This is a genomic window from Paraburkholderia guartelaensis (assembly GCF_004353905.1).
GTDB lineage: Bacteria > Pseudomonadota > Gammaproteobacteria > Burkholderiales > Burkholderiaceae > Paraburkholderia > Paraburkholderia guartelaensis.
In genome coordinates this window covers 1-12092 of sequence record NZ_SMOD01000043.1, presented here as the reverse complement: position 1 = coordinate 12092, position 12092 = coordinate 1, and the positions used below count along the sequence as shown (strand labels likewise).

Annotated in this window: 12 protein-coding genes and 1 pseudogene; 1 reads left to right on the top strand and 12 read right to left on the bottom strand. The window is 63.3% G+C overall.

Going from position 1 to position 12092, the window contains the following annotated elements:
- The 8 genes from tssG to E1N52_RS35325 all read right to left on the bottom strand — a co-directional run bounded on the left by tssG (position 1) and on the right by E1N52_RS35325 (position 7627).
- Positions 1-1017: a type VI secretion system baseplate subunit TssG gene (tssG, locus tag E1N52_RS35360; protein ID WP_133188573.1), complete on the bottom strand. Its 1017-nt coding sequence runs from the start codon at positions 1015-1017 to the stop codon at positions 1-3.
- Complete coding sequence (gene tssF / locus E1N52_RS35355) at positions 1002-2852, bottom strand: type VI secretion system baseplate subunit TssF (RefSeq protein WP_133188571.1); 1851 nt, start codon at positions 2850-2852, stop codon at positions 1002-1004. The genes tssG and tssF overlap by 16 nt, the downstream gene beginning before the upstream one ends.
- Positions 2849-3358 carry a type VI secretion system baseplate subunit TssE gene (gene tssE / locus E1N52_RS35350; protein WP_133188569.1) on the bottom strand — a complete coding sequence of 170 codons (510 nt, stop codon included), beginning with the start codon at positions 3356-3358 and terminating at the stop codon, positions 2849-2851. The genes tssF and tssE overlap by 4 nt, the downstream gene beginning before the upstream one ends.
- A gap of 7 nt (positions 3359-3365) precedes the next feature.
- The gene (locus E1N52_RS35345; RefSeq protein WP_133188567.1) at positions 3366-3857 is read right to left on the bottom strand and encodes an Hcp family type VI secretion system effector; all 492 of its coding nucleotides are present in this window, start codon (positions 3855-3857) and stop codon (positions 3366-3368) included.
- 50 nt (positions 3858-3907) lie between these two features.
- A complete protein-coding gene (gene tssC, locus E1N52_RS35340) occupies positions 3908-5422 on the bottom strand; it encodes a type VI secretion system contractile sheath large subunit (protein ID WP_133188565.1) in 1515 nt (504 codons plus the stop codon).
- Between the two features lie 10 nt (positions 5423-5432).
- Positions 5433-5948, bottom strand: coding sequence for a type VI secretion system contractile sheath small subunit (gene tssB, locus E1N52_RS35335; RefSeq protein ID WP_133188563.1), 516 nt, complete (start codon positions 5946-5948; stop codon positions 5433-5435).
- A gap of 43 nt (positions 5949-5991) precedes the next feature.
- On the bottom strand, positions 5992-7041 hold the full coding sequence (tssA, locus tag E1N52_RS35330; RefSeq protein WP_133188561.1) for a type VI secretion system protein TssA: 1050 nt from the start codon (positions 7039-7041) through the stop codon (positions 5992-5994).
- Positions 7042-7123: 82 nt separating this feature from the next.
- Entirely contained in the window at positions 7124-7627 is a 504-nt protein-coding gene (locus E1N52_RS35325; RefSeq protein ID WP_133188559.1) for a DUF3455 domain-containing protein, read from the bottom strand.
- Between the two features lie 184 nt (positions 7628-7811).
- Here E1N52_RS35325 and E1N52_RS35320 point away from each other — a divergent pair, with 184 nt between their 5' ends.
- Positions 7812-8498, top strand: coding sequence for a hypothetical protein (locus E1N52_RS35320; protein WP_133188557.1), 687 nt, complete (start codon positions 7812-7814; stop codon positions 8496-8498).
- A 31-nt stretch (positions 8499-8529) separates the two neighbouring features.
- Here the strand turns inward: E1N52_RS35320 and E1N52_RS35315 are convergent, their stop codons facing one another.
- The 4 genes and pseudogenes from E1N52_RS35315 to E1N52_RS35300 all read right to left on the bottom strand — a co-directional run.
- The gene (locus tag E1N52_RS35315) at positions 8530-9393 is read right to left on the bottom strand and encodes a YopT-type cysteine protease domain-containing protein (RefSeq protein WP_133188555.1); all 864 of its coding nucleotides are present in this window, start codon (positions 9391-9393) and stop codon (positions 8530-8532) included.
- A gap of 77 nt (positions 9394-9470) precedes the next feature.
- Complete coding sequence (locus tag E1N52_RS35310; RefSeq protein ID WP_133188553.1) at positions 9471-10481, bottom strand: lysylphosphatidylglycerol synthase domain-containing protein; 1011 nt, start codon at positions 10479-10481, stop codon at positions 9471-9473.
- Positions 10482-10540: 59 nt separating this feature from the next.
- Positions 10541-11806 (bottom strand): bacteriohopanetetrol glucosamine biosynthesis glycosyltransferase HpnI, encoded by a 1266-nt coding sequence (gene hpnI, locus E1N52_RS35305; protein ID WP_425468191.1) that lies wholly within the window; start codon positions 11804-11806, stop codon positions 10541-10543.
- Positions 11806-12092, bottom strand: a pseudogene (locus E1N52_RS35300) (hopanoid biosynthesis associated radical SAM protein HpnJ); the annotation flags it as partial. The gene hpnI and the pseudogene E1N52_RS35300, both read right to left, overlap by 1 nt.

The following is a 12092-nucleotide window of genomic DNA, read 5'->3' as shown; positions in this document are numbered from 1 at the left end:
CTAGTCCTTTGCATGAAATGGGATCAACGGACGAAGCTTCAGTTGCGCCGCGTCGGCCGTGGCCGCGCGCGCGTGCAGCCACGTCGTGTAGCCGAGGCGCTGCTTGCGCCCCAACGCGAGACGCGGCACCTGTGCGCGCCGCAATTGCAGGTTCACGTCCCATTCGAGCGGATCGTGCACGTACAGACGCACCCAGTCGGCGAGCCGTGCGAGGCTCGTACCGCCCGGCAGGAAGCGCTCGTAATCGCCCAGCGAAAGCGGTCCGAGCACGACGCGAAACTTGTGCTGCCGATCGAACACGCGGCCTCCGAGCATCGTGCCGACACCCATGCGAGCGTTTTCATCGCGTGCGCCGAGGTGCGTCAGCGCAGCGTCGGGCAGCTTCATCCAGTGCCCCACGTTCTGCACGACTTCCACTGGCAAGCCAAAGAAGCGCGACAGCACGATCCGCAAACCCGCTGCGTGGCGCGTGGGCGCCGCAAGCAGCCCCGCGAAATGCAGCTTGGCGAAATCAGGAACGCTGTCGCGGTTGTGCAGCGCCGCTTCGTTGAGCCCGAACACGGTGCCCACGTAAGCGGAGAATCGGTCGTTGTCGTCCCGATCGAGACTGACCACCGGCTGCGCCGTGGCCCACGCGCGATAGAACAGCGACGCCATGCGGTGATGAAACACATCGAGAAAACGCGCAAAAGTCGGATCGCCCGCGTTACGCGCGCGGTGACGCACGTATTCGGTGAGATGTGTCGGCATCGGGCCATTCGGGCCGAGCAAACCGAAGAAGTTCACGGCGAGCTTCGGCGCGGCGTCCTGCTTGTTGGCAAAATGGCGTAACGCAGTCGGAAAGAAGATCAATTCGGGTTCCTGACCGAATCGCACTGCGTCGTCGCGCGGGCGCAGCGAAGCGCCCACGCGCGGCAACCCGCTATGCGCACATTCCACGAGCCGCACGGCCTGAAAGAAATCGAAGCGGTTCGCATCGGCGGAGAAGCGCTCGAACAGCATCACAGCGTCCGGCATTGCCCGCTCCCCGGCGCCCAGCACATGATTTCACCGCGAGTGGTCGAGGACACACAGGTTTCGGTAAACGAATTCATCGACACGTATTGCTCGAAAAAGCGCGCGAGCACCGCGCCGAACAGAAACGCGCTCGCACCTTCGAAACCGCTCTCGTCGAGCAGCACATCGAGCGCGAGGCCGCGGCCGAACACGATCGGCCCGCGCGACGGCAAGCGGCGCGTGACTGCGCGCGAGCCGATGGAGCGCAGACCTTCGATCTGCCGCGCGGCCGCGCCGTCGCCTTCGGCCGCGTAAAGCGCGAGCAGGTCACGCATGGCGCGCGCGCCGCTCCCGTTCGCGTCGTCCACGAGGGACGCATAGTTGAGCGACAGGTGACTCAAGAGACGCCACGCCACTGCACCTTGCGCATAGGAAGGCAATGGGCGGCTCGGCCCGGCGACACAGCGCACGCCGGACACCGGCGCTTCCAGCTCCAGGGTGAAGTCGGTTTCGCCGCGCCCGAGCGGCAGAGTCAGCGTGAGGTCGCGGTTGGTGCACAACACACTCACGCCGAGTTGATGCAGATCGCCGGGATACGGCGCTTCGTGCGTATCCACTAGCGCGATATAGGTTTCGCTGCCCGAATACGACGAACGCGTGCCGCGCTCCTGCTCGCGGGCGGACGGCAGACGCTTCTCGCGCCGCACCTGATAAAACGCCGTGTCGGGGTCGCCTGCGCTCAGATCGCGCATTCGGTAGAACGGCTGAAACTCGATCGGCGCACCGCCGCCCGAGCGATGGCCCGTTACGCTTTGCACGCGATAGACTTCGAAGTCGCGCGGACGCGTGCGGTCCACCACCACGTGATGCTCGAACTGCTCACCCGTCACCGCGATACGATCCGCGCGGCGCGCAAATAGATTGATCGCGGGCGTGCAATGCAGCGCGAAGTTTTCGTGGTCGACCCGTTGTTCGAGTGTGGTATCGCCCTTCGAAAGCAGTACCACAAGCTCGATTTCGTCGCTTTCGCAGCGTGCGAAATGCGAGCGCAATCCATCGATGCCGACGAACATGAAGCGCTGGGCAAATGCGAAATATTCCTGCAGCAGCCGATAGCCGGGAAACGATTGATCGCTCACGGGCAGCAGGGCCTCTTCGTCGGAGAAGCCGAGCGGGCGCAGCGACGAAGGCGGCAGCACGCCACCGGGTGTCGCAATGCCAAGCGTCGAGCCGACCAGCAGTTCATAAAGTTTCGCCGCCGTGCCGTCGCTGCCGCGCAGGTAGATGGGCAGATGATCGATCGTCAGATCGCCGATGGTGCGCTCGCCGAGCGCGCGCAACTTGAGGCGCAAGCCTGCCTTCACGCCGCGCGGCACGGCCGCGACGCCGGGCAGCGCGCCGGTGTGAGTGAATAGCCGCGCCTCCACCAGTTCGAGCGGGGACAAAGTGAGCGCGTGCGCCGTGCGGAACTCGCAGCGCGTCGCACGCTCGCCATCGAACCGGCCCTGCAGGGCCGTACCGCGCGGCACGGCAACACCGTCCGCAAGCGCGGGGTGAGTCTTGTCGGGCTGCAGTTGCACGACGGTCATCGCGGGCGTCGGCGCGAGATAGTGCGGATACACCAATTCGGCGAGATGCTGCGTGAAGCGCGGAAACTCCGCATCGATCTTCATCTGCACGCGCGCGGCCAGAAAGCCGAATCCTTCGAGCAAGCGCTCCACATAGGGATCGGCGCAGTCGAAACCTTCAAGGCCCAGCCGCCCCGCGATCTTCGGAAACGCCTTGGCGAATTCGCCGCCCATCTCACGAACATGCTGCAATTCGCGGCTGTAGTACTGGAGGAAGTCGGGGTTCATCTGGGCGTCACCTCTTCGTACACGTTTGCCTTGCCGGCTTCCAGATCGAGTTCCGTGCGCAAATAAAGCCGCTCGGGTACAGGGTGCGCATGGAGATCGCCTTCGACGATGAACGCCAGCGCGTTGTGTGCGATATCCACCCCACCGGACTGAATGGCGCGCACGCGCAAGGTGCCGCGCACGATGCGCGGCTCGAACGCGCCGATCGCCTCGGCAATTAGCCGTTCGATCCGGCTTAGCTCCACGTCCGACGCGCTCTTGCCCGCCAGCTCCGCGAAACCGAAGTTGAGCACCGAGTCGGCCACGCACGGAAAGCGCGCGATCTCCTGCGCCGACGCGATGCCCCGCGCATTGAGGAGCCAGCCGATATCGCGCATGACGCTCAAGCGCTGCGCACGCGCCGAACTGGCCCGATGCTCGCGGACTTCGCTCGTCGCTTCGGGCGCGTGGTCGGTCAGCCGCTCCAGCAGCGAGGGCTGCACGCGCTCGGCGTTTCTCGTGCGCATGATCCACTTACGCCGTTGCGCTGGCCGGAATGTTCCACTTGCACTCGACCACGCCGCCGAGCGCCGAGCCAGTGGTCGGATCCTGCTGCTGGTAGGTCACGTGGAATTTCTCGAAGTTGAGCGTCACCGTTTCGGTGAAGCGGTCTTCGCCGTCCGATCCGCCTGTCGCGTAGTTCGTGACGAGCACTTTGTCGAGGTCGATCGTGTAGTACTCCAACGGTTTGTTGCCGCCCGCCTTGCGCACGGTGAGTTTTCCGGTGGGGAAGTGCTTGCCCGTTACGCACGCGGTCATGATGGCCGGCGTGGCGTGATCCGTGTACTTGGTGATCGAAAGATCGTGCACGTCGACCTTGCCGCCGCCACCGCCCGTGCCGAGATGCATCGTGCCGGACTGATCCATGCTCCAGCTCCACGAGAGCACGTCGATTTCGTCCTTGTGAGTCTGATCCAGCGACTCGCCCGTGACCGTGCCAAGTTTCAGAAAAATATCGACTGCCATTTGGATTCCTTATTGATCGGGTTCGTACAGGTTTGAAAAACCGTGGCGGTTCAGGCCGCTTTGGTCGACGGCAGCCGCGAAACGAGCCGCAACGAGACGGTCAGGCCTTCGAGCTGATAATGCGGACGCAGGTAAAACTTGGAGGTGTAATAGCCCGGATTGCCCTCCACTTCCTCGACCACGACTTCCGCCGCCGCGAGCGGCCGGCGCGACTTGGTCTCTTCCGACGAGTTGGCGGGGTCGCCGTCCACGTACTGAAGAATCCAGTCCTGCAGCCAACGCTGCATGTCGTCCTTCTCCTTGAAGCTGCCGAGCTTGTCGCGCGCAATGCACTTGAGGTAGTGCGCGAAACGGCTGCAGGCGAACAGATAAGGCAGGCGCGCGGCGAGGTTCGCGTTCGCCGTGGCGTCCGGGTCTTCGTATTCGATCGGCTTGTTGAGCGACTGCGCGCCAATGAATGCCGCGATATCCGAATTCTTCTTGTGGACGAGCGGCATGAAGCCGTTCTTCGCCAGTTCGGCTTCGCGGCGGTCGCTGATGGCGATTTCCGTCGGGCACTTCATGTCGACGCCGCCGTCGTCGGTCGGAAATGCGTGGACCGGCAGATCCTCCACCACCCCGCCCGACTCGATGCCGCGAATGCGCGAGCACCATCCCCAGGTCTTGAACGAGCGATTGATGTTCACGGCCATCGCGTAGGCCGCATTGGCCCACGCGTACTTCGACGCGTCCGCGCCCGCGGTGTCTTCCTCGAAATCGAATTCCTCCACGGGGCTCGTTTTCGCGCCATAGGGCGTGCGCGCGAGGAAGCGCGGCATGGCGAGGCCGATATAGCGAGAGTCCTCGGAATCGCGAAGCGAGCGCCATGCGGCGTGCTCGGGCGTTTGAAAGATTTTCGTGAGATCGCGCGGATTCGCAAGCTCCTGCCACGAGTCCATCAGCATGACGGCGGGGTCCGCGCCGGCGATGAACGGTGCATGCGCGGCAGCGGAAATCTTGCCCATCTGCGTGAGGAAATCGACGTCGGGGCCGCTGTTGTCGAAGTAGTAATCGGCCACCAAGGCGCCGTAAGGCTCACCGCCGAACTGGCCGTACTCTTCCTCGTAAAGCCGCTTGAAGAGCGGGCTCTGGTCCCACGCCACGCCCTTGTACTTGCGCAGCGACCGGTGCAGGTCGGCCTTCGAAATGTTCATCACGCGCAGCTTGAGGCTCTCGTCGCTCTCGGTGTTGGTGACGAGGTAGTGGAGCCCCCGCCACGCGCTTTCGAGCTGCTGGAACGGCTCTGCATGCAGGATCACGTTGATCTGCGCGCTCAGCTTTTCGTCGATGCGCGCGATCAGCGCTTCGATGGTCGCGAGTGCATCGTCGGACACGCGGTGCGTGTCGAGCAGCGCCTGCTCCGCGAGCGTGCGCACGGCGCTTTCCACCGCTTCGCGTGCTTTCTCCGTGCGCGGCCGGAATGCCTTCTGCAGGAGTTGTTGAAACTCGCCGGAAGGGCTCGCCGCGTCGGCTTCTTGCCTTTCCGGCTGCGCGAACGCGGATGGATCGAGTTGGGTGTCTGCCATCTTGGGTCCTCTATTCGGAGTCGGGCGCGCCCTCGGGCTTCGGCGCGGCGGCGAGCGCATTCATCAGCGCAGGGTCTTCGAGCAAGCGGGCGACGAGCTTTTCCGCGTCGGTCTTGCCGTCCATATAGGTCAGCAGGTTCTGCAACTGACTGCGCGTTTCAAGCAGCCTTGCGAGCGGTTCGACGTTGCGCGCGATCGCGGCCGGCTCGAAGTCGTCCATGCTCGAGAAGGTCATGTCCACGCCGATCTTGCCCTCGCCGGTCAGCGTGTTGTCGACCTGCATCGCGACGCGCGGCTTCATGGAGCGCAGCCGTTCGTCGAAGTTGTCGATGTCGATCTCCAGAAACTTGCGTTCCGCAACGGGCGGCAGCGCTTCCTGCGGCTGCCCCGAGAGATCGGACAGCACGCCCATCACGAAGGGCAAGTTGACCTTCCTTTCCGAGCCGTACACTTCCACGTCGTACTCGATCTGCACGCGCGGCGCCCGATTGCGCGCAATGAACTTCTGACTGCTCTCCTTGGCCATTTGACCGTTCTCCTGGTTGAACTGCGTTGCAGTGCGGCTTGGATCATTCCACCGGCGTTTCGACGGCAGCCGTACCGACCACCTGGGTAAGTTGCGCGAGCCCTTCTGGTGCGAGGTCCTTCAAAAGATCGACAAAAGACTTCTCGACGAGGCCGCGCGCCCTTTCGAGCAGTAACGGCACCGGGCTCGCAGGTTCGTGTTGCGCGTACCAGGCGCAGATCCGCTGCAGCGTGGCGGCCACGTCGGCGCGGTTGCTGATCGCGCTGGAGGATGCGTTGCCGATGGCGGCGGCAGGCGACGCGACACCGGGCTCGTCTGCGTAATGCACTTGCGCATCGTCCGGGTGCTCGCCCACGCCCGTTGCAAGCAGCGTCGAGGCGCGCTCCAGCAATGCCTTCAACGAAGCGAAATCGAGCGATTGGGTGGCGCCTATCCGTTCGGCAAGCGTCGCTTCGATTGCGCGGACGCCGTGGTGTGCGGCATCGAACGCCTTCTTCGCGCTGCGCGCCGCATCGGGCGACACGGCGATCGACGCTTCGATCGCCGTGAGACTCATCATCGTGTGCCCTTCTGGCGCGACGGCTTCGCCATTCGCATACGACCACTCGCGCAGCGTGACCGGAGAGCGGCCTTGCAGCAGCGGGCTATCCATGAGACCGGCGAGCACGCCGCCGGCCTCCGTCCACGCGGCAAGCGCGTTGATCCGGGCCGTCGCGTCGTCGCCGTCGCTGGTGTCGAGTTGCGGATGCACGTGCTCCCAGTGGCGTTCCAGCAGTGCGGCGGTCAAGACGAGGCCGTCCGCGAGACCGGTAATGCCTTCGCGAACCCAGCGCGCTCGCGCCAGATGCATCACCACGCGAAGGTCTCGCGTGCGGGCCATCAATGCGGTGCCAAGCGCGTCGGCGGCTTCCCAGTCGGGCGGGACCGCAGCCACGAGCGTGTCGCCATACTCGGCTTCCGGACGTCCGCTGACCGCTTCCTCGAGTTCGCGAAATTGCGCGTCATATTCGAGGTCTGGGCCGCACGGCTGTGCTTGCGTGAGGGGTTCGAGCCACTCGGTCCAGTCCTGATGCGTGATGAATTCGATGGGCATGGCGCTTTGACTGTTTTAAATTCGCATTCCGAATTAATTGACGGCGTACCGTTCCAGAGAGACCGTCCTATGATCTGTCTTCTTACTTATAAAAGATGTAAGTCGCGATATAAGGCGAGCTACCCGACTCGTGCTCGACTGTGCACGGCGCGGCCGGCTTCACGCCGCCAACCGTCCTGACCCGCTGCACGTAGCGCACAGATGCGAGCATGCCCGGTGATCCGGCGGAGTGCGCCTCGAGCAGCAGTTGCGGCACGCTGCCGGGCGTATCGCTGGGTTCCTGCGCGACGACCTTTCCCTCGATGCGGCTGCCATCGCGCGCTTGCCACGACGGGCCGGCCGAATGCTCGATCACCTCGGCGCCGTGCGCGTCGTAGAGCGTGGCGCGCGGCTGCCGGAAGACCCAGTCGAGCGTGTGATCCGCACCGTACTCGCAGACGTAGATCTGCACCCCCGCTGCGGTCGTTTTCAGGAACGGCTGCACGCCAGGCACATCGATCGATTCGGCCTGCGCGGAAGGCCCACTCATCATCGAAATCAGCCCAGCCCCAATCGCAATATGCTTCCCGCGTGAGAGGTGATTCATGGAGAAGCTCCTTTAGCCCAACGGGTCGATCCAGTTCGATCCGCTCTTCCACAACAGCCCGGCGAGGAGAACTATTCCATTTGTTTTTTGCAGCCTGTCGCCGGGCATGGGAGGGAATATCTGGAAACGTTCAGCTGTTATCGCTGCATCCCGAATTGCACAGAGGTGAGCCATGAAAGCCCGCATGACGATTTCCAATCTTGCTGTGCCCGTGGAGCGGATCAAACCCATTGGCGGGCGCTCTTCCACTGCCACCGCCGGTCATCAATTCGACCTGACGTTTCGCGCCGAGGTAAAGGCGCCCATGCTCGGCAAGCTCATGGCCGATGACATCGAATGCCCCCAACTGGAGTGGAACGAGTGCATCGAATGGTTCAGGTTCGACACCGTGACGCAGCAATGGGACTTCGAAGGCAAAATCGAGAGAAACATGTATGCGCACAATCGGGAGTCGAATACCTTCAGGAATTGGCACAGGTCGCGCTATACGATCGCGACCGATGTGACCAACCATCCGCCCGCTGCGCTCATGGCCACGAAGCGCGAGGAGGATGCAAAGAAGTGGATCGCGCGCAATGGCTTCAGCTGGAATCTCCACATACGGGATATTCCCCAAATGGGTGTCCTTGGCGGGTCGGGCGGCGGGGGTGGCTTGAGCCTCGTCATCGGGGATACGCGTCGCCGCGTCATCTATTTCGATCTGGGCTTCAAGGGCCAGCAGGAGCGCGCACGGCTAGTGCAGATCCTGGAGACGCAGCAGGGTCGGCTCACGATTCATCACCTGATTCGCGGCGACATCGAGAAGAAGACCGTGGATGAACTCTCGAACCTCGAGCGTTGGCGCTTTCAATTGCGCACGAGTCACGGTTAATGCCCGCGAGGGCTCCGGGTTCTTTCAGGCGTTAGTCTTCCGTGGGGGTAGTGCGCGTATAAACCGAATACCAGCGGTGCTCATCCTTCGTCTTCCAGTTTGTTGGAGCCGGCACGCCGTTCTGGTCCTGGTCCTTCGTGTAGACATCGAGCCACGCCTGCACGAATCCCAGAACGTGTTTCTCGTACGGACGAGATATCTCGTACACGCCGGCGTTCGGGTCGAAAAAATAGAGCGTGCCTCCCCGGCTCTTGTAAAACGCAACGGCGTGCCCGAGACCACCAGCCTCTTGCTTCAAATCGAGCACGATTGCATTGCCCTTGGGTAACTGCTCCCCGGCTCCGGCAATCGTGGCGTCGTCCACGCGCTCGGCTACGAAACTCTCCTGCGGGCGGTTTGTGCCAGCATTCTGCTCGACATGCTTTACCTTGCGCGTTTTTTCTTCTGGCGTATATCCGCCCTGATCGAGCTTGAGCTCAGCGACCAACTCGTCAGTGGTCTTGTAGCGGTAATTCTCGTGGGTCTTCGCGCCCTCCAGCATGGCCGCTTCGTTGCGCGCCCCGCTCTTTCTGCCGCGTGGTTGCCCGGCTTGCTTGCCCATGAGTTTCCCCAGCACGGAATCCGTGGGCGGGGAGATGCCGTTGCGAATGCGAGAAAGGGGATTGAGTGGATTTGAAAAATGCTTGACGGCCGGATTACGCAGGGGACCATCAGGACGAAGCGGTCCCCTCGAGGTCGACAACTTCTCCTTGACCCAATTCAACACGACGCCCATGCACACCCCGCCATCCATAGCTGTCCCGTAGGTCTCGCTGACCTGACGATATGAATCGGCCTGAACGAATTTGTATTCGCGATGAGCGTGCTTGTTCAGCGCGCTGAAATCCCTTGCCATGTCGAGACCTTTCGGGCAATTGCCGACAATAGAGCAATGTGAAGCGACCTGTATTCAATAACAGGTCACTTCCGGGATTATTCCGTGCGGGCGCGCGTGGCCGTACCTTCTGTGCGGCGTCGTGACGGCCAGCCATACTCGGCCGCCTGCCAGGCAAGCAGGCCGGGCAAATAGAACATCAGATCGCGCACGCGTCTTGCGCCCGCGAGCGCGAGGCATGTGGGCGCGTCGAACCCCAGCAGTCCACCGATCACGACGAAGCCGCCCTCCTGCACGCCAAGGCCGGCTGGCACGAGAAACGCGATGCTGCTCAGCATCTGGATCAGGGCTTCGATCACGAACGCCTGCACGAAGGTCGCGTCCGTGCCGAGCACGCGCAACGCGATCCAGATCTCGAGCGCGTAGCCGAGGCATTGCAGCGTTTGCCAGACGAGCACGTAGCGCACGATCACGCCGGTCTGCCGCCAGATCAGCTTGAGGGATAAATCGACGCGCGCGGACTTGCCCACGAGATCGACGACCTTGCCGCTCGTCACGCGGTTGAGCGTGCGTGCCGCGCGCTCGAACGGCCGCGCATGCTGCACGAGTGCAAACAGCACGAGCAGCGGGATGAAGCCCGCCAGGCCCCATGCGAGCCGCCCCACGATCCGCGCGGTATCGGAAGAGGAATGTTCGAGCAGATAGCCGGCTGCGAGCAACGCAAACAGCACCTGACTGATCAGCGTGAGTTGCATGTCGGCGATGAGGCTCGCCACCGCCGTGGCCGGCCGTACGCCCGCACGGCCAAGCAGCCGGAACGAAACGAGTTCCCCGCCCACGCGCGCGACCGGCAGCAAGCCGTTGATCGACTCGCGAATCCACACGAGTTTGAGCATCGTCGTGAACGACGGACGCTGCGCCGCGCGAATCAGGCTGCGCCAGTCCCACGCATTCGCGCACATCGGCATGATATGCACGGCCGCCGCCAGCACGAGGCCCATGCCCGCGCCGCGCAACAGTTGCAGCACCGCTGCGGGATGCTCGCGCCATACGAGCCACACGGCGATCGCGAGACCGACCAGGGCGGCGATACGTCCCATGTGCTTCATCTGCGGGTGCTCTCTAGTGGATGCTCCCGTCTCATTGTGCCCCCCATCTACTGTGACGCTCAGGTCTCGTGGACTGGCGAAAGCATGCCATTCCTGTCGACGCGAAAGCGCGTGCCGCGCCAAACGACGCCAGACGAACAAAAGCTCGCGACATAGATCGCGAACTGGACCATTTCCCAAAGGGGTAAGCATAACAGTCCGCTGGACTTGTCGCCGGTCGCGCGATCGGTCCTCCAGATCAGCCACGCCCGCGCGCACAGCGCCACGGCGGCCAGTATCCACGCGGGAGCTGCGCCGCCGGACAACGCCACGGCAAGCATGGCGAGCGCGAACGGATGCATCAGCACGGCGCCCAGATGTCCCGAACGGTCCGCCGCGCGAACGGTCCGGCTCCAGCGCAATTCGTGCGCAAAGAGCTTCGCGAACGTATTCTCCACACACGCGTGTCGCACGAGAATGGGCGGAATAGACACTTCCGCACCGGCGCGGCGCACGGCTTCACCAATTGCATGGTCTTCGGCGAGGTGATGCGCGAATTGCGCCAGACCGCCGATGCGGTCGAGCATTTCACGCGTCATGGCGATGGACTGGCCAAAGCACGGCCGCGCGCGGCCGATGGCGAGCCCCGTGACGACGCCGGGCAGGAAATGATAGTTGGTCAAGGCCGACGCCACGCGCGGCCAGAATCCGGGCGCGCACAGGCCCCGATAAACCGCGCTCACGAGGCCGACGCCCGGTTGCTGCAGCGCCCCGACCACCTGGCGCAGATAGTTCTTGTCGACGAGCACGTCGCTATCGGCGAAGCACAGCACGTCGTGCTCGGCCTGTTCGAGCATGTTCACGAGATTCGCGATCTTGCGGTTGGGACCGTATAGGCGCGAATCGGCGACGACGGTGATGTGTGCATCGGGATAACGTGTGCGTAGCCGCTCGATCGCATTGAGCGCTTCGTCACGCGCATCGTGAACGCCGAAGAGATACTGGACTTGTCCGGGGTAGTCCTGCTCGAAAAAGCTGGCGAGGTGCTCCTCGAGGTGCCATTCATCGCCGTGCAGCGGCTTCGCGAGCGTGATGGCCGGAAAGTGCCGCGGCGTCGGCACCTCGCGCGCGAAGAACCGGCCGACCAGCACGCTCGCCGTGCAGGTATAGATGATGCCGACCACGGCGCAAAGACCGCTCAGGACCGCGAGCGCATCGAAAAGCAGATGCGAGAACCCGGGCAATTCAACACGCATGACTTCGATTGCCGCAGAAGCAACGGCAAGCACCGTCACGGCCATCGCAACGATGGCGCCCGTTCGCCCCGTCGCGTGCGAGCGGTCCATCATGCCTCGTGTGCGCGCAGGAAGCGGAAGAACTCCACGCCTTCGCGCAGACGCCGCTTCATCATGTCCCAGCTCGTGAGCATCTCGCGCACGATCTCCCAGATCTTCGACGGCCGGAAATAGAACTGGCGATAGAACTGCTCCAGGTGGTGATAGATCTCGTCACGCGACAGATGCGCATAACCGATCGCCGCGAGCTGCACGCCTTCCTTGCTCACCAGGTTGATGGTCTTGTTCTCTTCCATCCAGCCGTTTTCCACGGCCTGCTTGTACAGCGTCGTGCCCG